Source organism: endosymbiont 'TC1' of Trimyema compressum (genome assembly GCF_001584725.1).
Taxonomy (GTDB): domain Bacteria; phylum Bacillota; class TC1; order TC1; family TC1; genus TC1.
Genome location: NZ_CP014606.1, coordinates 1402364 through 1423173, shown reverse-complemented (window position 1 = coordinate 1423173; position 20810 = coordinate 1402364). Strand labels below are relative to the sequence as shown.

19 protein-coding genes, 2 tRNA genes and 3 pseudogenes are annotated in these 20810 nt (G+C 32.5%); 12 read left to right on the top strand and 12 right to left on the bottom strand.

All coding sequences use genetic code 11. The annotated features are described in order from the left end of the window. Nucleotides 1–68: 68 nt before the first annotated feature. The 6 genes and pseudogenes from AZF37_RS13505 (at nt 69) to AZF37_RS08825 (ending at nt 8559) form a co-directional block, all read left to right on the top strand. A pseudogene (locus tag AZF37_RS13505) lies at nt 69–3770 on the top strand (phosphoribosylformylglycinamidine synthase). Between the two features lie 25 nt (nt 3771–3795). Further along, a pseudogene (locus AZF37_RS08845) lies at nt 3796–4204 on the top strand (phosphoribosylaminoimidazolesuccinocarboxamide synthase); the annotation flags it as partial. Between the two features lie 80 nt (nt 4205–4284). Next, nucleotides 4285–5434, top strand: a pseudogene (locus tag AZF37_RS08840) (IS3 family transposase). Nucleotides 5435–5513: 79 nt separating this feature from the next. Beyond that, nucleotides 5514–6167 (top strand): RHS repeat domain-containing protein, encoded by a 654-nt coding sequence (locus AZF37_RS08835; protein ID WP_088370459.1) that lies wholly within the window; start codon nt 5514–5516, stop codon nt 6165–6167. 350 nt (nt 6168–6517) lie between these two features. After that, on the top strand, nt 6518–7948 hold the full coding sequence (locus tag AZF37_RS08830) for an RHS repeat domain-containing protein (protein ID WP_088370458.1): 1431 nt from the start codon (nt 6518–6520) through the stop codon (nt 7946–7948). A gap of 323 nt (nt 7949–8271) precedes the next feature. After that, nucleotides 8272–8559, top strand: coding sequence for a hypothetical protein (locus AZF37_RS08825; protein ID WP_162474041.1), 288 nt, complete (start codon nt 8272–8274; stop codon nt 8557–8559). A gap of 882 nt (nt 8560–9441) precedes the next feature. On the opposite strand, the gene AZF37_RS08820 is transcribed toward AZF37_RS08825, so the two are convergent. The 8 genes from AZF37_RS08820 to rpsF all read right to left on the bottom strand — a co-directional run bounded on the left by AZF37_RS08820 (nt 9442) and on the right by rpsF (nt 14554). Beyond that, a tRNA-Phe gene (locus AZF37_RS08820) sits at nt 9442–9517 on the bottom strand. Nucleotides 9518–9525: 8 nt separating this feature from the next. After that, nucleotides 9526–9601, bottom strand: a tRNA-Lys gene (locus AZF37_RS08815). A 144-nt stretch (nt 9602–9745) separates the two neighbouring features. Beyond that, nucleotides 9746–11038: an adenylosuccinate synthase gene (locus tag AZF37_RS08810; protein ID WP_088370456.1), complete on the bottom strand. Its 1293-nt coding sequence runs from the start codon at nt 11036–11038 to the stop codon at nt 9746–9748. A 30-nt stretch (nt 11039–11068) separates the two neighbouring features. Then, the gene (gene dnaB / locus AZF37_RS08805) at nt 11069–12397 is read right to left on the bottom strand and encodes a replicative DNA helicase (RefSeq protein WP_088370455.1); all 1329 of its coding nucleotides are present in this window, start codon (nt 12395–12397) and stop codon (nt 11069–11071) included. A gap of 12 nt (nt 12398–12409) precedes the next feature. Continuing rightward, entirely contained in the window at nt 12410–12856 is a 447-nt protein-coding gene (gene rplI / locus AZF37_RS08800) for a 50S ribosomal protein L9 (protein ID WP_342668654.1), read from the bottom strand. Continuing rightward, the gene (locus AZF37_RS08795) at nt 12837–13775 is read right to left on the bottom strand and encodes a DUF2232 domain-containing protein (protein WP_088370453.1); all 939 of its coding nucleotides are present in this window, start codon (nt 13773–13775) and stop codon (nt 12837–12839) included. The genes rplI and AZF37_RS08795 overlap by 20 nt, the downstream gene beginning before the upstream one ends. 49 nt (nt 13776–13824) lie before the next feature. Beyond that, a complete protein-coding gene (gene rpsR, locus AZF37_RS08790; RefSeq protein ID WP_088370452.1) occupies nt 13825–14052 on the bottom strand; it encodes a 30S ribosomal protein S18 in 228 nt (75 codons plus the stop codon). 43 nt (nt 14053–14095) lie between these two features. Next, the gene (gene rpsF / locus AZF37_RS08785; RefSeq protein WP_088370451.1) at nt 14096–14554 is read right to left on the bottom strand and encodes a 30S ribosomal protein S6; all 459 of its coding nucleotides are present in this window, start codon (nt 14552–14554) and stop codon (nt 14096–14098) included. Between the two features lie 256 nt (nt 14555–14810). Here rpsF and AZF37_RS08780 point away from each other — a divergent pair, with 256 nt between their 5' ends. Genes AZF37_RS08780 through AZF37_RS08775 form a run of 3 tightly spaced genes read left to right on the top strand, consistent with a single transcriptional unit; the run spans nt 14811 to nt 15503 of the window. Continuing rightward, a complete protein-coding gene (locus AZF37_RS08780) occupies nt 14811–15077 on the top strand; it encodes a GntR family transcriptional regulator (RefSeq protein WP_088370450.1) in 267 nt (88 codons plus the stop codon). Continuing rightward, nucleotides 15058–15228 carry a hypothetical protein gene (locus tag AZF37_RS10750; RefSeq protein ID WP_162474040.1) on the top strand — a complete coding sequence of 57 codons (171 nt, stop codon included), beginning with the start codon at nt 15058–15060 and terminating at the stop codon, nt 15226–15228. The genes AZF37_RS08780 and AZF37_RS10750 overlap by 20 nt, the downstream gene beginning before the upstream one ends. A gap of 2 nt (nt 15229–15230) precedes the next feature. Then, complete coding sequence (locus AZF37_RS08775) at nt 15231–15503, top strand: hypothetical protein (protein ID WP_245612103.1); 273 nt, start codon at nt 15231–15233, stop codon at nt 15501–15503. Between the two features lie 8 nt (nt 15504–15511). Here the strand turns inward: AZF37_RS08775 and AZF37_RS08770 are convergent, their stop codons facing one another. The 3 genes from AZF37_RS08770 to AZF37_RS12530 all read right to left on the bottom strand — a co-directional run bounded on the left by AZF37_RS08770 (nt 15512) and on the right by AZF37_RS12530 (nt 17412). After that, entirely contained in the window at nt 15512–16081 is a 570-nt protein-coding gene (locus tag AZF37_RS08770) for a flavodoxin family protein (RefSeq protein WP_088370448.1), read from the bottom strand. Nucleotides 16082–16258: 177 nt separating this feature from the next. Beyond that, nucleotides 16259–17098, bottom strand: coding sequence for an amidohydrolase family protein (locus tag AZF37_RS08765; protein WP_088370447.1), 840 nt, complete (start codon nt 17096–17098; stop codon nt 16259–16261). Between the two features lie 5 nt (nt 17099–17103). Then, complete coding sequence (locus AZF37_RS12530; protein ID WP_088370446.1) at nt 17104–17412, bottom strand: amidohydrolase family protein; 309 nt, start codon at nt 17410–17412, stop codon at nt 17104–17106. 262 nt (nt 17413–17674) lie between these two features. Here AZF37_RS12530 and AZF37_RS08755 point away from each other — a divergent pair, with 262 nt between their 5' ends. From AZF37_RS08755 to AZF37_RS08745, 3 genes are all read left to right on the top strand, one after another. Continuing rightward, nucleotides 17675–18247, top strand: coding sequence for a xanthine phosphoribosyltransferase (locus AZF37_RS08755; protein ID WP_088370445.1), 573 nt, complete (start codon nt 17675–17677; stop codon nt 18245–18247). A gap of 17 nt (nt 18248–18264) precedes the next feature. Beyond that, on the top strand, nt 18265–19662 hold the full coding sequence (locus AZF37_RS08750) for an NAD(P)/FAD-dependent oxidoreductase (protein ID WP_088370444.1): 1398 nt from the start codon (nt 18265–18267) through the stop codon (nt 19660–19662). A 333-nt stretch (nt 19663–19995) separates the two neighbouring features. After that, nucleotides 19996–20286 (top strand): hypothetical protein, encoded by a 291-nt coding sequence (locus AZF37_RS08745; RefSeq protein ID WP_088370443.1) that lies wholly within the window; start codon nt 19996–19998, stop codon nt 20284–20286. Between the two features lie 3 nt (nt 20287–20289). On the opposite strand, the gene AZF37_RS08740 is transcribed toward AZF37_RS08745, so the two are convergent. Then, entirely contained in the window at nt 20290–20529 is a 240-nt protein-coding gene (locus AZF37_RS08740) for a hypothetical protein (RefSeq protein ID WP_088370442.1), read from the bottom strand. Between the last annotated feature and the right edge of the window lie 281 nt (nt 20530–20810).

Genomic DNA, 20810 nt, shown 5'->3' with positions numbered 1-20810 from the left:
GTTAAGTTATGAGAGACTTTACTAAAGTCTCTTTTTATTTTAAGGAGGTATTATGACCACAAGGATTTATATTGAAAAAAGAGAGTTTTCAAACAGAAAGCCTTAGTCTTAAAAAATATTTCATAGAAACACTTAATATAAGTGGCTTGGAAAATATTCGTTTAATTCAAGTTTATGATGTTTTTAATATAGAAGCATCTATTTTAGAAAAAGCAGAAAAACTGTTTTTGCTGAGGAGATGACAGATAGGGTTCTCAAGGAATTGTCTTTAGAAGGATTAACCTACATAGCTAGAGAGCCATTACCAGGCCAGTTTGACCAAAGAGCAGATTCAGCTGTGAAGTCTATTCAATTAATAGGAGGTGGAAAAGAGCTTCAAGTTTTCTGGAGTGAGCTTTTAATATTAGAAGGTCAACTAGCTGAAACTGCTGTAGAAAAAATTAGAAAATATCATATTAATACTGTGGAATATAGAGTTAAAGATATGGAAGCCACTTTATTTTTAAATGAAATGAAAAAGGTTTCAAAAATACGGATTTTTGATTATTTTTGATTATTTTATTGAAATGAATTTACTAGAACTTAAAGATTTTCACGGGGAAATGGGTTTGGCTATGTCTCTTGATGAACTTGTCTTTATCCAAAACTATTTTAGAGAAACTGAAAAAGAAATCCAGCTGAAACAGAAATTAAAGTGTTGGATACATACTGGTCAGACCATTGTAGACACACGACCTTTGAAACTTATTTAGAGAATATAACTTTTAAAGGCAATGATTTTAAAAAGGAATTACAAGAAGCCTTTACTGACTATATCAACTTGAGAGTATCTTTAGGAAGAGGGGGGAAGCCTGTTACTTTAATGGACTTAGCAACTATTGTGGGTCGTTCTTTTTATCAAAATGGAAAATTAAGTGATCAGGAAATTAGTGAAGAAATAAATGCCTGTAGCATTCATATTGATGTTATTGTAGATGGAAAAAAAGAGCCTTGGCTTTTAATGTTTAAAAATGAGACACATAATCATCCGACTGAAATTGAGCCTATTGGAGGTGCGGCAACTTGTTTAGGTGGTGCTATTAGAGACCCATTATCAGGTCGTTCATATGTTTATCAAGGGATGCGGATTAGTGGCTCAGGAAATATTAAATAAAAGGTAGCTGATACTATAGAAGGAAAACTTCCCCAATCTACAATTTCAAAAGGGGCATCTTTAGGGTTTAGTTCTTATGGCAACCAGATTGGGATGGCTACAACTTTTGTGAAAGAAATTTATCATGAAGGCTATAAAGCAAAACATATGGAAGTAGGAGCTGTTGTAGGAGCTGTTCCTAGAGACTATGTGCGACGTGAAGAGCCTAAAGCAGGTGATGTTATCCTCTTGTTAGGTGGAAGAACAGGGCGAGATGGTATTGGTGGGGTGCTACAGGTTCATCAAAAAGCCATCAGAAAACATCACTAGAAACTGCTGGTAGCGAAGTTAAAAAGGGCAATCCACCAGAAGAAAGAAAAATACAAAGACTTTTTAGAAATGAGCATTGTACTCGTTTAATTAAAAAGTGTAATGATTTTGGTGCTGGTGGTGTTTGTGTTGCTATTGGTGAGCTAGCTGAAAGTATTGAAATAGATTTAGATAAAATACCTTTAAAATATGCAGGTTTAAATGGCACTGAAATTGCTATTTCAGAATCTCAGGAACGAATAGCTGTTGTCATTAGTAAAGAAGACCATGGCCTATTTACATTATTAGCAGCAGCAGAAAATTTAGAAGTAACTCATGTTGCAACTATTAAAGACCATGGTTACTTAAAGATGAGGTGGCAAAATAAAATAATTGTAAATATTAAACGTTCATTTTTAGATACTAATGGCGTTAGCCAAAAAAATGATGTTGAAGTTGTTTCCGGTGGTTTTCCTAATCCTTTTAAGGATAATAAGCAGAAGATAAATAAAGAAACATGGTTAAATGTAATATATAATATTAATTGTGCTAGTCAAAAAGGATTAGTAGAACAGTTTGATAGTTCCATTGGGGTTTCAACAGTATTAATGCCTTTTGGAGGGAAATATCAAGAAACTCCAGTAGAAGCTTCTGTCCAAAAATACCTGTTATAGATGGTGTTTCAGAAACAGCTAGTTTTTTAGCCTATGGTTTTAATCCTAAAATATTAGAATGGTCTCCTTTTACGGGAGCCCAGTATTCAATTATAGAAAGTATTAGTCGTTTAGTTGCCAGCGGTGCTACTTGGTCCAAAATTCGTTTTTCATTTCAAGAATATTTTGAAAAGCTTGGGACTGCAAGAGAAAAATGGGGTAAGCCTTTTGCAGCATTATTAGGTGCTGTTAGAGGACAATTAGCATTTGGTTTACCAGCTATTGGTGGCAAAGACAGTATGAGTGGTACTTTTCATAATATTCATGTGCCACCAACTTTAATTGCTTTTGGTGTATCTACAGGTTCTGTTAATAATGTTCTTTCGCCTGAATTTAAAAAAAGAGGGACAGTATGTATATTTCCTAAAAAATCAGCATAATTTGGGGTCTATAAATTATGAAGGCTTAATAAAGAATTTTAACTTGCTGGAAAGTCTTAATAGAAAGGGTATTGTTAAGAGTGCTATTTCTTTAAAAGAGGGAGGCTTAATAGAAGGTCTTTCCTTAATGACAATAGGTAATGGCATCGGGTTTGAAGGGGGGAGTCAATTTTCCTTATGACCTAATAGAATCATTTGACTATGGTTCTTTCATTAATGCTACAGAGGAACCGATTTCAGAAGGCATTTTTTTAGGAAAAACAAAAGGTTCGGAAATTGTTATTGGTAGTACGATTATCTCAATTGAGGCTGATTTAGAAGCTTATAAGTTGCCTTTAAAGGAAATTTATCCAGAAAAGACGGATTCTGAAAAAGGCTTGTTAGAATCTTTTGAAATGCTAAATAAGAAAGTCCGTTTTAGGAATTCTATGGCAGCAAAACCAAAAGTCTATATTCCAGTATTTCCAGGTACCAATTGCGAGTATGATACAGGAAAGGCTTTTAGAAAAGCTGGAGGAGAAACTATTATATTACCATTTTTAAATGGTTCAGAAACAATTATTGAAAAAAAGCCATTGAGGCTATGGTTAAAAGCCTTAATAATGCTCAAATATTGATGTTAAGCGGTGGTTTTTCATTAGGTGATGAACCGGAGGATGGCAGTGGTAAGTTTATTGTTAATGTATTATTAAATGAAACAGTTAAAACTTCAGTTAATGAATTTTTAGAGAGATGGCTTGATTTTAGGTATTTGCAATGGTTTCCAAGCATTGGTGAAATCAGGTTTATTACCATTTGGTCGTTTAGGTGATATTGGAGAAAATCATAGTACTTTGTTTAAAAACACTATTAATAGGCATATTTCTAAAATGGTTAATACTAAAATTACTTCTATACAATCTCCATGGTTGATGAATGTAGATTTAGGAGATATATACAATACCTGTCTCCCATGGTGAAGGTAGATTCATAGCATCAACTGAAACCATTGAGGTGCTGAAAGATAACAATCAAATTGTAACACAGTATGTAGATTTTGAAGGATGTCCAACAATGGATAGTGCTTTCAATCCTAATGGCTCCGATGGAAGCTATTGAAGTATGAGTCCTAATGGGAGGATTTTAGGGAAAATGGGTCATACAAGAGCGCTATGAAGAGGGCTTGTTTCAGAATATTATATTATAGGTTATAAAGAACAAGCATTATTTACAGGTGGCATAGACTATTTTAAATAAAGAAGGAGAATTGTAATTGTAATGGATAAAAAATTTTTTATATGAGGATAAAGCAAAAACAATTTATCAGAGTGACAAGTAAAATGAGGTTATTATTTATTATAAAGATGATGCTACTGCATTAAATGGGAAAATGAAGTCTACTATTGATAACAAAGGTATATATAACAATGAAATCACAGCTGCTATTTTTGAATATTTAAAAGAAAAAAGGTATTCCCGCTCACTATCTTAAACAGTTAAGTGATAGAGAACAACTTTGTAAAAAAGCAAGTATTTTACCATTGGAAGTTATTCTCAGAAATGTTGTTGCAGGCTCTATGGCAAAACGCTTAGGGTTAGAAGAAGGCTTAGTATTAGAAGAACCTGTTATGGAGCTTTGCTATAAGGAAGATGCTTTAGATGATCCTTTAATTAATGATGACCACGCTATTTTTGGACATATACTAAAAAAGTAGACAGGAAAAAGTGAAACATGTTTTAAATAAGTAGACACATAAGAAAGGATAAAATTATGAATAATTACAAGAAATACGATGAAGAATTTAAAAAAAGTATTGTTAATTTACACCAAAACGGTAAAACTCAATCCCAACTTTCTAAAGAATATGGTGTCTCCATGTCTGCTTTACACAAGTGGATTAAACTTTATTCTCAGGTTAGAATTGATGATGATACTATTCTAACCGCTAAGCAGATTAAGGATCTTCAAAAGCGTAATGCTCGACTCTAGGAGGAAAATATCATTTTAAAAAAAGCAATTGCCATATTCACGCCTCACTCAGACAAAGATTAATGGCTGTTCATACCCTTCGTTTTCAGCACGCTATCTCTTTTCTTTGTCATGTCCTTAAAGTGAACCGCAGCTCCTATTACAAATACTTTTCGGAAAAACTTTCTCCTAGAACTATTGAGAATTAAAAACTCCGTCAGCTTATTCTCGGAGATTTGTCATCTTACTAAGAGACGTATTGGCCCATCTAAGATTAAGGCTCTTCTTTCCTATGACTATGGCATCAACATCAGTATTGGTAGAGCGAGCCGCCTGATGACTGACATGAATCTTCCTAAAATGCCTACTATCAAACTTCGGTTTATTCATCCGAGGTCTATTCCCAATTTTGATTGCCCTAACTACCTAAATCAAAATTTTAATGTTCCTCAGCCCAATCAAGTCTGGGCTAGTGACATTACCTATATTAATTTAAATGCCTCTTTTGCTTATCTCTGTGTTATTATGGATTTATTTTCTCGTAAAATTATTGCTTGGAAGCTCTCTCTTAAAATTGATACTTCTCTTGTTAAGGATACTTTTATCAAAGCCTTTTATTCTCAAAAACCTTCTACTTCTCTTATTTTTCATTCTGACAGAGGTTCCTAATATACTTCTTTTATCTTTAGAAAGCTCCTTGATTCTTTTGGTATCATTCAATCTTTTTCTAAGCTTTCTCATCCTTGGGACAATGCTGTCGTTGAGTCCTTTTTAAATATATGAAAAAAGAAGAAATTCTTCGTAGGTCTTTTTCTTCCTTTGCTCAAATTAAGCTTTCCTGCTTTGAACACATTGAGGGCTTCTACAACCCCCTATACGTCCCCACTCTGCTAATAACATTCTTTCTCCTAATTCCAAAGAAGACTATTTTTTCACTTCTATTAAAACTTAATTTCACTTTTTCTATCTACTCTATTGACATTCTTCCAAAACCTATAGTACCAAAAGCAGATTATCATAAAGTTACTGTAATGGTACGTTATACAGATAATGGAGAGGCTGCATACTTTTCTGATATACAGCTGTATAAAGAAGAATTTGGACAGAGTTATACTTATGATGATAAGGGCAATGTTGTTAGTGTAAAAGATCAAAGTGAGAAAAATAGGAAATTTGATTATGATGCTAATAATAACCTTATAGGGATTACGCCACCAACTGGAGGGAAATTCACTTACGAATACTCTAAAGATGGGAAAAACAACTTAACTAAATCAACAAATGAAATGGGCGTGGAGTCTACATATGACTATACAAAGACAGGCAGACCATCAAAAATTATTAACAAAAAGGATGAATTGAAAAACAGCGAAGAAATTTCATATGAAAATAACGATAATTTTACTAAATCAATTCGTAATGCCAGTGGCTATGAGACAATTAATATATGGTATTTTAATAGTGGTTTATTAAAAGAAGTTAATGATAACACAGGAGGTAAGAGAACTTATGAGTATAATTCATTAAACCGAAGTAATGTGAAGTTAAAAACAAAAATAAATGAAACTAAAGAAAGCATTAAAGAGTCAATATATAATAAAGATAAGTTAAGTAGTATCATTCAAAATGGATATAAATATAATTTTAGCTATGATGATTGGGGCAACAAAAAACTGTTAGCGTAGAAGGCTAAAATCTTATTACATATAATTATGACTCTATTGAAGGGATTATTCAATCAAGTACGCTTTCAAATGGGGCTAAAGCTGAATTTAAGTATGATAATAAGAGTCGACTAACCCAACAATTAAATGATGATAAATTAACATTTGAGCTTAAGTATGATTCAATAGGAAATATAGTCAAAGAAATAGATTATAAAACAGAGGAGTTAAAATACTATGATTACTCTTTATCAAACCAAATTGGATCTATCGTAAATTCCGATGGAGACTTTTTAAAGTTTAAATATGATGATACAAATAATATAGTTGAGATTATAAGTAAACAAGGTAATTTTAATAATTTAAATAATATGCTTTATGATAAAGATAATAAACTTAAAGAAAGAACGCTTAAAGATATTGATAAAAATAAGGTGGTTTTTAAGGAGTCATTTACATATGATTCTTTAGAACGATTAAAAGAGGAAAATATTCTTAATGATGTTAAAAGTATTTTAAAATATTCATATAAATATGGAAAAAATGAGAAAACAGGAGATTCAATTAATCATATTAATAAAGTTAGAATAAATGATTCAGAATATAACTATATTTATGATTTAAAAGGTAATATCGCAGAAGTAAATTCTGAAGCAGGAAAAAACATATATAAATATGATTTAATGGGACAATTAATAAAGGAAGAAAATCTAGGAAGGAATTCAGTAGCTGAGTTTAAATATGATACAGGTGGTAATATATTAAATAAGAATATTGTTACGGAATCAGGAGAAAAGGATATAGTATACTTGTATGATGATATATGGAAGGATAAATTAGTTTCATATGATGGAAAAAAGATTGAATATGATCAAATAGGTAATCCTTTATCTTTCGATGGTGCTACTTTTACTTGGGAATCTGGAAGAAATCTAACAAAATATATTAAAGATGATTTATCAGTAGAATACAAGTATAATAAAGATGGTATTAGGTATAGTGAAAATGTGAACGGAATTGAGACTAGATATAGTTTAAATAGCAATAAAGAAGTTTCCGGAATGAACTTCAATGATAAAAATATAATTTTTGATAGGGATAGTAAGGGAAGACTAGTTAGTTTGAGAACAGAGGATGAAATATTTTATTACAAATTAAACTTATTTAGTGATGTTGAGGCTCTTTTAGATAGTGAAGGAAACGAAGTAATCAAATGCACATATGATTCTTGGGGTAAGATAATTAGTATTGAAGGTAGTGAAAAAGAAAAACTAGAAAAATTAAATCCATTTAAATACAGATCTTACTTCTTTGATAATGAAACGGGTTTTTATTATTTGCAAAGCAGGTATTACAATCCTGAAATTAATCGTTTTATTAATATGGATGATAGACTAATTGAAAATGGAAATGTTTATTCATACTGTAACAACAATCCAATCGTTATGGTTGATTATGATGGTCATCTTGGTCATTATATGTGTGGCTGGGCATATCCTACACGTCCAAGCGAAGTAGCATTAGTAGAGAGACGGTGGAAACAATATGTAAGTGCAGATGCAGTAAATAAATATGGAACTAAGCTGGTTAATATGTATAGAAATGATTTTAGTAAACCAAGAACTTATTATTTTTCTACTGGAAGCATAACTGTTAGAGGAGTTTTCACTGAGACTATTCCGCAGTATAAAATTGAAATATCGCCCATACCAATAACTTTAGGCGCCATTCTAAATGTTCCATTTAGTCCTATTATTGATTTAATTACAGGAGTAGGCTTAGGTGCTGCAATGAAAAATTGAGGTATTAAAAAATCCAGCATTATCAGGATTATATTTATTTATATCGTCAATTACTGCTTTTGAGCAAAGCTTAGTAAACACTCATTGTGATGAAATTGAAAAAATACTTAATAATGGAGCTACAGGTGTATTTGTATTAGAATTTGACTATAGGACGGATACTTTTATGCCAAATTCACGTGAAATTCATACATTTTAAAAATAATTGAAAGAAGGAGTTATTTATGAAAAAATACTGTTTTCTATATTTATGGATTTAAGAAGATATATTCTTGAAATCTACTTATTTTTCTTTATATTTTTGCTACTTCCGAGAGATAAAATTGATCTGTATTTATCTGGCTGTTTGGTGTTATTTGGATGTTTTATTTTTTTTAGATTATGCAATCATACTTGATTACTTAAGAAAAAAGCTTGTCACAGAAATAAAAAGTAAGTATATGATAATTATTGAGATGCTATTTTTTGTTTATTTGTGTCTGATGATAGCCATACTTGGATTAAATATTGAAAAGATTAATATTATAATTGGGCCTATGTTTGTTGGTTCTACTCTCATATTATCAGCGGCTGAATACAGAGAAAAAATTAAGAAAGGGAATGACTTATAATTGATATTAAAGTCAGTTTTGATTGGGGTATTATTGCGAAGGTGGCTTATACTCTGTTGAATACTATAAGTTAAATAAAAGTAATTAAATTTCTTTTGTGTAAACTAGCCTTTTAATTATTATGTAAAATCTGTCTTTTTTGACTTTCTAATGCCTGATGGAGTAGTATGCTGGGGCTTGAAATCATATATGAAGGTGCTTTGATTAATCAAGATTAATTTTTGATGATAGAAGAGCATTAAAAATATATGAAATATTCCTAGCTGAAATGGGTTTTGAAAATGATATATGTCAGAGTATGTTACTTCTATAAAAGAGAATATTCAATATTCCTTTCGTTTCAAAGAACAGGTAGGAATTATATTTGATTTACAGTTAGCAATTATTACCTGAATGGTGTTGAGCAAATAATTTACATACAAAAGAAATTAAGAACAAACAACATATCGAAAGCTGACTCCTTTTTTAACACCTTATCGGAATGGAGTGTCAATAGAAAAGTGGACACAATAGTTAAGATAATTAGGTGGACACCTCAAATTGAGAAGGGGTTAAGTATGCCAAACTTGAATGCATCCGCTTTTTATTATAGTGATCCTCAAGATATTCATGTGTATCTACGATTGCATGACTCTTGCTTTATTAGCATTACCTCTCCCTTGAATGATTTGTAAAATGATTCCATGTTAGGATGATTTAAGGAATTCTACTATATATTAAAAATAGTTTGTGTAATTTAATAAACCGTAGTTAGAAAAACTAATTTCTAGATATGGTTTTTTAGTTTATAACAGATACTGCATGAACATATTACTTAAGTATGCATTCATCGATTTGATTTTAAATAAAAAGCCTACAACACTAATGGTTATAGGCTTTCGTTGGTGCCCCCGGGCGGAATCGAACCACCGACACGAGGATTTTCAGTCCTCTGCTCTACCGACTGAGCTACAGGGGCGTTTATGTTGGTGATCCATCCGCGACTCGAACGCGGGACACCCTGATTAAAAGTCAGGTGCTCTGCCGACTGAGCTAATGGATCATTTACTAATAAACAAACAACGCAAGAGTAATTATACAAAAAATAAAAGGAGATGTCAATGATTTTTAGGAGAATATAGTAAAATAATTTAGAGAAAAAATAATGAAGGCACCATAGGTTATGGTGCCTTCTGGTAAGTGTATATTAAAATAGTTTTTCTAATTCAATTGCTTCATCTCTTTTTGGACCAACAGCTACAAGGGCTATTTTTACGGAAAGAAATTCTTCGATTCTTTTGAGATATTTTTTAGCATTTTCTGGTAACTCATTAAAGGTCTTAATGCCCTTAGTTGATGTTTGCCAACCTGGGAGTTCTTCATAGATTGGTTTTGCTTTTGAAAGTCTTTCGAGGTCAGGTGGGAATGTTGTTGTTTTAACACCGTCAATTTCATAAGCAGTACAAATCTTAATAGTTGGGAGTTGGTCTAAGACATCTAGTTTAGTAATAGTTAAATGAGTCATGCCATTAATGTTAGTAGCATAGTTCATAAGAACCCCATCAAACCAACCACAGCGACGAGGGCGACCTGTTGTAGTGCCTACCTCATTGCCTACGGCGCTTAAAAGTTTTCCCGTTGCATCAAAGAGTTCTGTTGGGAAAGGGCCTTCGCCAACACGGGTTAAATAGGCTTTTGTAATACCTAAAACACAGTTGATTTTTGTTGGACCTACACCTGTTCCTACAGGGGCATAACCTGCAGTAGGGTTGGAGCTGGTTACAAAAGGGTAGGTACCGTGATCAATATCTAGTAGCGTTCCTTGGGCACCTTCGAAAAGAACTTTTTTGTTATCTCTAAGAGCATCATTTAGAATGTAAGATACATCATCGATAAATGGTAGTAAATGCTCTCCATAGGCCATAAATTCATTGTAAATGGCTTCTAAATCAAGTAGTTCCTTTTGATTATATAGTTTTTCGAGAATTTCATTTTTTGCTTGAACATTTTGTGTTAATATTTTTCTAAAAGATACTTTGTTTTGAAGATCGCAGAAACGCAAGCCTGTTCTTGCAATTTTATCTACATAACAAGGACCAATCCCTCTTTTAGTAGTACCAATTTTCGCAGCGCCTCTTTTTTCTTCCTCTAGACCATCTAATATTTTATGATATGGCATAATCATATGAGCATGAAGACTGAGTTTTAAATTGTCGGGTGTTACATGGATACCTTTTTCTTTAAGATATTCCATTTCTTCCAAAAGAACACCTGGGTCAACAACAACTCCATTACCAATCATACATTTTGTTCCAGGGTAGATAATACCAGATGGAATTAAGTGAAGTTTATATTCTTCTTCACCAACAATAACAGTATGACCTGCATTGTTGCCTCCTTGGTAGCGAACAACGTATTCAGCCTCTTCAGCTAAATAGTCAGTGATTTTACCTTTGCCTTCATCTCCCCATTGGGAGCCTATTAAAACGACAGATGACATATCTTACCTCCTAAGTGTTTCCTTTGTATTTTAATTTTCAAGATCTACAAATTTTGTAAATTCATTTAAGAATACCAAAGTTGCTTTGCCTATTGGACCATGACGATGTTTAGCAACAATTATTTCTGCTGTTTTGTCATTAGCCAAATCCTCATCATCATTTTCATAATAGGATGGCCGATAGATAAAAAGAACGACGTCACTGTCTTGTTCAAGAGAACCAGATTCTCTTAAGTGACTAAGATTCGGTTTTTTATCTGGTGTTTGTTCAACCGCACGGCTGAGCTGAGACAAGGCTAAAACAGGGACATCAAGTTCCCTTGCTAATAACTTTAAGTTTCTTGAAATATCTGAAATTTCTTGTTGTCTATTTTCAGTTCTTTTACCACTGCCACTAGATTGCATTAACTGAATATAGTCAATAATAATAAGGCCTAAGCCATGCTCTGCTTTTAAACGTCTAGCTTTGCCTCTAATTTCCATGGCGTTAATACCAACTGTATCATCAATGAAAATAGGTGCATTAATCAGTTGAGCAGCAGCAGCAGAAAGGGCTTCAAATTCTTCTTGATTGACAGTTCCTTGACGAAGACGGGTTTGGTCCACCATACCCTGAGCGGATAAAAGACGGGTAACCAGTTGTTCTTTACTCATCTCAAGTGAAAAAATAGCAACTGGTGTATTGTCTCGGGTTGCTGCATTTTGAGCAATATTTAAACAAAAGGATGTTTTGCCCATACCAGGTCTAGCAGCACAGATAATCATATCACTTTTTTGAAAACCATGTAGCAATTCATCTAAAGCAATAAAGGTTGGGATACCTGTTGATTGGTGTCCTTGTTCCCTTAAAATTTCTAAACGATCAAAAGCCATATGGATGACTTCTCCAATATGACTGAAGCTAGTATTACTTTTTTTATTGGCAATATCTAAGATTGTCTGTTCAGAATAGTCGAGAATGTTTTCTACATCTTTTTCACCTTTGTAGACTTCTTCAGACATATTTTTAGCAGCAGAAAGAAGATGCCTTAACACTGCTTTTTCAGCAACAATTTTGGCATAGTATTCGCTGTGGGCTGCTGTAGGCACTTCTCCAGTTAAAGATAGAAGATAGGCCATACCCCCAACTTTATCTAAAAGATGCTTTGTGTCTAAGAAAGAGCTAACTGTAACAGCATCAAATGGTTCGTTTTTTCTATTTAATTCTAAAATTACCTCATATATTTTCTTGTGCTTTTCATTATAGAAGTCATCAACTGAAATAACTTCATAAACTTTATCAATAGATTCACGGTCCTGAAGCAGACAGCTTAACACTGCTTTTTCAGCTTGGGTATCATGGGGTGGGATTCTATCCACATTCTTTCACCTCTATTCAGTAACTACCACAGTAATTTCTACAGCTACATTCGGGTAGAGTTTAAGTTTAACAGGACAGGAACCTAATTGTTTGATAGGCTCTTTAAGATCTATTTTCTTTTTATCTAATGTAAGGGAAAGTTGTTCTTTTAAAGCATTGCTAATTTCTTTATTGGTAACAGCACCAAAAAGTCGACCATTAGCCCCTACTGTTGTAGTCATAGTTATTGATTTCCCTTTTAAATCTTCAGCTAATTGTATAGCTTCGGCTAATTCTTTAGCTTTGTTCTCAGCTATTTTTTCTTGCTGAACTGTGGTTTCTTTGATATTGCCATCTGTAGCGAATACGGCTAGTTTTTTAGGGATTAAAAAATTTCTAGCGTACCCATCTGATACATTAACAATTTCCCCTTTTTTACCAATGGATTTAACATCGGCGTTAAGTATGACTTTCATCATTAAAACCTCCTATAATATTTTTCTTTGTAAAACAGTTTATAAATCCTAGAAGCAGTAGCAGTAAAAGTGTTTGAGGAGCTAAAAACAAGAGTAGTCCAGCTAACACTAAAACCCAGAAAGACAAATTTTTAATACTATCTAAAAAGGCGGCTAGTCCTAGGATAAACAAGAGGACTCCATAGACAATCAATATATTAATGCCTATAAATGTAACCTCTAAGTTATTGAATAAAAGTCCGAAATTCAGGCTAAGTAAGCCTGTAATAAGGCCCCAAATTAAAATGTAATTGCCTTTCCATTTAGTGAAAGGAATGCGCTTTTCTTTAGGGGTGCCTAAATGCCATATAAAAGCAATGCCGACTATTTCAAAGGCTACTAAAATACCTATTAAGAGTTTACTCATATAAAATGCAAATGTCTCAATTTTATCAATTAAATTGCCTTCGCCTAAATACATTTTTAAGAACTCTGATTGTTCTGTAATGGTGTCTCTTAAAAGTTGTTGAGTTTGGAATAAAAAATAGCTTGGATGAAAGAGCCCTAAAATAACAGTTAAATAGAAGAGGACAGCCAGTAAGGTAGCTGCACCTAATATTACGCCTACAACTAACTCTTTGCCCATGGTGTTTTTTTTAGAAAATAAGCGACACCAAAGCATTCCTGTAGTAGCAACTACATAAGGAATTAATAGTAAAGTGCCTTGAAAGTCTTCAAATAAAAATGTTCTTATAATTAACATAGCAATTAAAGCGAAGACTGTAAAGAAGAAGCGAGACTTATCAGTTCCTTTTAAAAGAGGAATAGGCCAGAATATGCCAATAAAGGTAAGCCAAATCGGGGCGATTGATATCGTCCCTAATCCAAATAATATTAAACAGCTCCAAAAAACACTCTTTACATATGGACTTATAAACTTCATGGAAACCCCTAAATTCTAAAAAAAACAAAAAAGGAGCTATAAGCTCCTTTTAGTCATTTGTTGTGTAAGGTAATAGCGCAATTTGACGTGCTCTTTTAATAGCAATTGTCAAATCTCTTTGATGGCATGCGCAACAACCAGTAACTCTTCTTGGTAAAATTTTACCTCTTTCAGTTACATAACGTTTTAAACGATTTGCATCTTTATAATCAATCATAGTTTTATCAGCACAAAAAGAACAAACTTTTCTTCTTGGTCTTCTGCTTTCATGTTTCATAAGGATGCCTCCTTTCTTAATTTAGTATCGAATACTAAAAAGACTACTCAGCAGCTTCTGCTGTATTTACTTCAGATGCCACTTTTTCTTCAACTTTAGGTGCCGAAGGAGTTGCTGGTGCAGCTGGCGCTTCTCTTCTAGGACCTCTGTGATCTCTGTTGAATTCTCTTGGCTTTCTCGGTGGCTTCTTAGGTGCGTTTGCTAATTTTTCAATTTTCTTTTCATCAACAACGGTTACTAAGAATTTGATTACTTTTTCATCTAAGCGTAGTTGTCGCTCTAATTCAGCGACGAAATCAGGTTCGGATCTAAATGTGATTAAGCTATAGTAGCCATCCCATTTCTTGTTTACTTCGTAAGCAAGTTTTCTTCTGCCCCAGTTATTAACTTCAGATTCTTTAGCATTGTCTTTAGCTAGGTTTTCAAACTTAGTTGTAACCTCGCTAATCACATCATTGTCGAAAGTACCATCGATAACGTATAGACATTCGTATTTTTTCATGTGTTTCACCTCCCTTGGAATTTGCCTGCCTTCGCGACAAGCGGGACTGTATCATTATAGCATAAAGAATATAGACTGTCTATGAAAAGAATGGTTCATATTTAGGAAGGTATATAAGGTTGGAATTTGAAAAAATATTTTATATAGGGGAAAATAAATAAAAGATTTAGATAATGAAAGGAATATTATGAATATAAGGATATCAAAGAAGAATCTATCAACTCAAGTGAAAGAAATTTTATTAAAAAAATTATAGATGGACATTTTTTCAAAAGGAACACCATTACTAACAGAAGAACAATTGGGAAAGCAATTAGGGGTTAGCAGAGTTACTGTCCGAGATGCTATGATTAGTTTAGAGCAAGATGGATACTTAATGAGAGCAGCAGGTCGAGGGACTTTTGTTAATGAGGCAACTAGAAAGTTAAAAAGTAGAATTTCCAATTCTTATAATTTATCTAATCTAATCAATCTTAATGGTTTCAGTGTAACGGAGCAAATTCTTGAAGAAAAAGAAGATTAAGAGTGAATCCTTTATTAATAAAGGATTTGAGGAAGCTTCATTAAAGGATGTGTATGTTTTAAAATCTCTTTTATTAGGTGATAGTAAGCCAGCTATTTTTGTGAAAATTACTTTAGAGCTGATTATTTTACAGAATCTGTTTTTGATGTAAAAATAAACGAGATGCCTTTTTATGAGTTTTTGGAAGCTGAATATGATTTTGTTCAAGATCCTTATGATATTGTTTCTATTTTTCCGGTTGTTGTTGACTACTTAGGTGGCATTTTTGAGAAAGAAAATGGAGCTCCATTGTTGTTGATAGAATCGGTTATTTACAATAGGAAGGAAGTTCCATTAGTTTACAGTAGAGAGTATTATAATACGGAAATGATTCATTTTAAAGAAATTATAGTAGATAAACATTTAACCAATGTATTAAAAAAGTAGGCAATTGCCTACTTTTTTAATACCCATTTATAGCTATTAATTTTTTCAAGTAGTTCCAGATTGTTTTGAAAGTCAGAGTAATCTGAGGATTTAACATAAAAACTCTGATCAAAATTTGCATTAATATGATCAAAAACAATATGACTAATTCCATTGGGAATTAATTCCATATTAAGCCATTGAGCACCACAGGCCATACAAAGAATCCCTTTTTTTCTTTTGAGGATTGTATTAGGTTCTTCTTTTCTAATATTCAGAGCCGACCAATAGGTCTGCAGTCTACTAAAAACATTCATAATTGGTGCAGAAAATGTGCCAAAGTGCATAGGGGAAGCTAAGATAACATTGTCCGCTTCTTCAAGCCCACTGTATATTTTCCCCATATCATCATTTTTTATGGAGCATCCCTTTTCTTTGAAGCAATATCGACAGTCGACACAGGGCTTAATTGTCATTTTGTAAGTGTCAAAATAAGTAATATTATTTGTATCAACATCTATGAGTAACTTTTCTACAAGCTTTTTTGTAATACTGTTTTTATTTGGTGAACCTAGGAGAACTAGGGTTTTTTTAGACATTTAAACCAGTCCTTTCTTGTGTTTTTTGATTGACTTCCTCAACTTTTTTAATAATTTCAGTTTCATTAAAATGTAAAAATTTAATAATAATTTGTCCCCCTATAATTACATCTCTAATACTTTTGGTCTCAGTAGCATAAACTATGGCAGCAGCAGGATTGTTACAAGGTGCAGAAGCTAATAAATCAGCTTTTTGCCTACTTTAATGGAACCGATTTCATTTTCTTTTCCTAAAACTTTAGCGCCATCAATGGTAGCCATTTTAATAATTTCCCATTGATTCAAAACTTTTGGATTTTGATGAACACTTTTATGAATCAAAGAGGTGATTTTTAAGACTTCAAGCATATTTTGGCAGTCATTACTAGCTGCTCCATCTGTTGCAATTCCTACTACAACACCTTTTTCTTTCATAGTCACTACAGGTGAAAAGTTGTAGCCAATAATTAAATTTGAAATAGAATTGTGGGAAACCTTTACGTTATGTTTTGCTAAAATATCAATATCTTCTGAATTCATATCAACACAGTGAATGGCTATGAAATCTGGTCCTAGTAGTCCTAACTTTTCTAGATAGGGAATAGCTCTCATATTATGATTTGAAAGTGAGTAGGCATTATCTTCAGGAGATTCAACTAAGTGTAGTGTAATAGGGATACTGTATCTATTGGCGTATTCCCTACATTTTAATAGTCCTTCTTCTGATAAATCCCAGATTATACCAGGGGCAATTGCTAACGTTACTCTAGGAGTATTTTTAGTTAATGTAGCCAGTTCATCAATTGCATTGAAAAAATCAGTTTCTGTTTCATTATAATTACAAGCCAAATCAGCTGGGAATTGTGTTGAGTCACTATAGCCTCTTCTAAGGATTCCTCTTATACCTGTTTTTTTAAAAGCATCAATAACTGCTTTATCTAGATTTTCTTTAACTCCATGACAATACATATAGTCCAGTATTGTTATTACACCACTTCTTATGTTTTCAAGAAGACCAGCTGTTGCTCCAGTATAAATAGCATTTAATCCATAACTCTGATACCTTTCCTAACACCAGCATTTAACCATTTTAAAGGGGGGAGACCTTTACCAATTCCTTTAAACATATTTTGAAATAGGTGAGCATGGGTATTGACGAATCCAGGTAATACATATTGGCGGGATGCATCAATTGTTGTAGTGCTAATATATTCTTTTTCCGCTAATTTAGCTGGTTTAATAAAAATAATTTCATCTTTGTGAATCCCAATTGAGTGGTTTTGTAAAATCTCTCTGTCATTTTCCATTGTAATGAGATGACCATTTTTAATAATTAAGTCTATTTTAGTCATAAAAGAACCTCCTTGCAAATAAAATAAATTAAATATCATACAATATGATATTTAATTTATTTTATTCTAACTGCAGATGGAAAGAATGTCAATATACAAAATTTTGACTATTTTAGGGGTGCAGAAAATAAAGAAAGTAATTGTAATTTCTAATAGATAAAGAAAAACCCTATATTCTTTTAAGCTTAAGGCTATTTAATCTAGAAAGATGATGAGAAAAAAGGTATACTTAGAAGTGAATTAATAATTTTAGGAGGGGCTTATGGATTTACTGAGAGAAAGAATTTTAAAAGATGGCAAAGTAGCAGGCGATGGAATTTTAAAGGTGGATACTTTTTTAAACCATCAAATTGATGTGTTTTTGCTTGATGAAATAGGTAAAGAATTTTACAACTATTTTAAGGATAAACCTATTACTAAAGTTTTAACTGTTGAAGCGTCAGGCATTGCAATTGGAGCAGCCGCGGCAAAGCAGTTTAATGTGCCTTTAGTTTTTGCAAAAAAAACCATGTCTAAAAATATTGATGGGGAAGTGTACACTGCAACAGTAAAATCCTATACTAAAGGGTTAACTTATTTAATTTGTGTTGCTAAGAAGTTTTTAGGTGAAGAAGACAATGTGCTTTTAGTAGATGATTTTTTAGCAAATGGTAGTGCCCTACTCGGGTTGGCTGAAATTGTTAATCAATCTGGCGCTACACTTTCAGGTGCTGGTATCGTTATAGAAAAAAGTTTTCAACCGGGAATTGGAAGAGCAACAGAGGCAGGGATCGATGTATACAGCTTAGCTGAAATTACTTCAATTGCAGATGGCAAAGTAACATTTAAAGATTAAAATATTAAGGAGTCATGATGAAAAATAAGTATGATCTTATTATTGTAGGGGCTGGACCAGCCGGAATATTTACAGCTTTAGAATACAAAAAGTTAGCCCCAGAGAAGAAAATAATCTTGCTGGAAAAAGGTCGATCAATTAAAAAAAGAGTTTGTCCTAAAAGAAAAACTGGTGTCTGCGTGAACTGTAAACCATGTAATATTACTACAGGGTTTGCAGGGGCTGGTGCATATAGTGATGGCAAGTTATCTCTATCTCCAGAAGTTGGTGGTGAATTACCAGATTATATTGGATACAGTGAGACTAAGGAAATGATTGATTATGTAGATAAAAACTATTTGTCCTATGGTGCTGATAGCACTATTTACGGACTGGACAATCCTGAAAAAATTCAGGATATTCGCACAAAGGCTATTCGTAGTAATCTTAAGCTAATAGAATGTCCAATTAGACACTTAGGAACTGAAGAAGGCTATAATATTTATACAAAAATTCAAGATCATTTAGAATCATTAGGTGTTGAGTTATCCTTTAATAATCCTGTTCAAGACTTTATTTTAGATGAAGATGGTGCTGTTGTTGGTGTTAATGTAGACCGTCCATATTATGGTGAAAATATTGTAGTAGCTGTTGGTAGAGATGGTGCTGACTGGTTAGACAATATGTGTTATCAATATAAAATTGATAGAGAAGTTGGTATTGTAGATGTTGGGGTTCGTGTTGAATGTCGTGACGAAGTTATGAAAACTTTAAATGAAAGTATGTATGAATCAAAACTAATCTACTATACAAAAACATTTGATGATAAAGTTCGGGTATTCTGTTCAAACCCTTCTGGTGAAGTAGCTACAGAAATTTATGATGATAACTTAGCTGTTGTTAATGGTCATAGCTATAAAGGTGATGAATATAAGACTGCCAATACAAACTTTGCATTATTAGTTTCATTGAAGTTTACAGAACCATTTAGTGAGCCAATTGAATATGGAAAACACATTGCTCGTTTAGGTAATATGTTAGCAGGAAATAAAATATTGGTTCAACGTTTTGGCGATTTTAAAAGAGGTAGAAGAACAAATGAAAGTCGTCTAGGTAGAAATAATATTGAACCAACGCTTAAAGATGCAGTGCCAGGTGACTTATCTCTAGTTTTACCTTATAGAATTATGCTGGATATTAAAGAAATGATTGAAGCATTAGATCATATTTCAAAAGGTTTAGCCAGTGACGAGACACTTCTTTACGGTGTTGAAGTTAAATTTTATTCAAATAAAGTTAAAGTTAATAATGATTTTTTAAGTAACTTAAAAAATCTATATACTATTGGCGATGGGGCTGGTATTACTAGGGGCTTAATGCAAGCATCTTGTAATGGTGTTGTGCTTGCTAGAAAGCTATTAAATAAACCTTTATAGTGCTTGTAAAAAGATAAATATTTAAACTCACTTTATGGATAACATAAAGTGAGTTTTTTAGTTAAGAATGAATTGACATCAGCTTATCCTATGATATAATGACAATAACCTATTTGTTTCATGTCTTACACATATTGCGAAACAATGTTCCTAAATGTATGAAAAGACCTTGTTTAGTGCTTTGGATGCGGAAATTAGACCTTGAGTGTGGATGTAAAGGAGCTGTGAAAATTAAATCCAAAGGTTATTATTTCATAATGAGAAGCGGTTAAGTATCTTGAATTCATTAAGGCTTCTTAATATATAATCTAAATCACAAGAGGAGGATATCACATGAGGAAAATTGTATTAATAGCTGGTTTGTTTCTAATATCAATAGGTTTAGTAGCCTGTTATAGTCTTCATGGAACGGGGAAAGCTACTTCTTCAATAACAGGAACATTTGCCCCTAGAATTTCTTTGCTTTGTTTAGTTGATTGTCTTTTTACAACATTAATAAAAATATCTGGAAATCGCTTTGATAAAAAATTGAAAGCTACATTAAATAAATGGTATTGTAAAAGATTGGGTATAATTACCATAAAAAACAAACGACATATAAAGTGTCATTTGTTTTTTGAATAAATATTAATAGCTTCTTACAATAGAAAAGTAGTTCACTTTACAACTATTTAAGTCAATGTATGAGTAGAAGTTTTCAGCTAATTCACCAGCATTACTAGAATTTTCTTCAAAATTTTTAACATCAGCCATTGTTTCAAATTGTAAAAAGTCTGCCCAAGTATTTCCATCAACCATTTGTTTCCATGATATATAGCCTTTTTGCTTAGATATATACTCATTATTAAGTTTCTCTGCTGCTTGCAAGAAATCAGAAATAGAGGCTTCTTTTTTAAGTTAAATGAGCAATAAAAAACATCATTATCCATAATTTTGCAGCTCCTTTCTAATTATTGTAATATAATTATAGCAAGTGCAATATGACAGCTAGGTGTCATATTATATTAAGAAAATATTAAGAGAATTTTTTATGTTAAGGATTCGTATATGATAAAAGGATATATTTTATTTGCTATAAAAAACTATATATAATATTGGTAGGCTCGGGTAAGAGCAACTGGACAGAGGGTATTTCCCAATTATAGTAA

Coding starts and splice junctions, on each gene's coding strand:
- AZF37_RS08745 (WP_088370443.1), top strand. CDS start 19,996: ATGAGGAAAATTGTATTAATAGCTGGTTTGTTTCTAATATCAATAGGT.
- AZF37_RS08770 (WP_088370448.1), bottom strand. CDS start 16,081: ATGTCTAAAAAAACCCTAGTTCTCCTAGGTTCACCAAATAAAAACAGT.
- rplI (WP_342668654.1), bottom strand. CDS start 12,856: ATGATGAAAGTCATACTTAACGCCGATGTTAAATCCATTGGTAAAAAA.
- rpsF (WP_088370451.1), bottom strand. CDS start 14,554: ATGAAAAAATACGAATGTCTATACGTTATCGATGGTACTTTCGACAAT.
- AZF37_RS08830 (WP_088370458.1), top strand. CDS start 6,518: ATGCTTTATGATAAAGATAATAAACTTAAAGAAAGAACGCTTAAAGAT.
- AZF37_RS08810 (WP_088370456.1), bottom strand. CDS start 11,038: ATGTCATCTGTCGTTTTAATAGGCTCCCAATGGGGAGATGAAGGCAAA.
- AZF37_RS08755 (WP_088370445.1), top strand. CDS start 17,675: ATGGATTTACTGAGAGAAAGAATTTTAAAAGATGGCAAAGTAGCAGGC.
- AZF37_RS08750 (WP_088370444.1), top strand. CDS start 18,265: ATGAAAAATAAGTATGATCTTATTATTGTAGGGGCTGGACCAGCCGGA.
- AZF37_RS08780 (WP_088370450.1), top strand. CDS start 14,811: ATGGACATTTTTTCAAAAGGAACACCATTACTAACAGAAGAACAATTG.
- rpsR (WP_088370452.1), bottom strand. CDS start 14,052: ATGAAACATGAAAGCAGAAGACCAAGAAGAAAAGTTTGTTCTTTTTGT.
- AZF37_RS08835 (WP_088370459.1), top strand. CDS start 5,514: ATGGTACGTTATACAGATAATGGAGAGGCTGCATACTTTTCTGATATA.
- AZF37_RS12530 (WP_088370446.1), bottom strand. CDS start 17,412: ATGACTAAAATAGACTTAATTATTAAAAATGGTCATCTCATTACAATG.
- AZF37_RS08795 (WP_088370453.1), bottom strand. CDS start 13,775: ATGAAGTTTATAAGTCCATATGTAAAGAGTGTTTTTTGGAGCTGTTTA.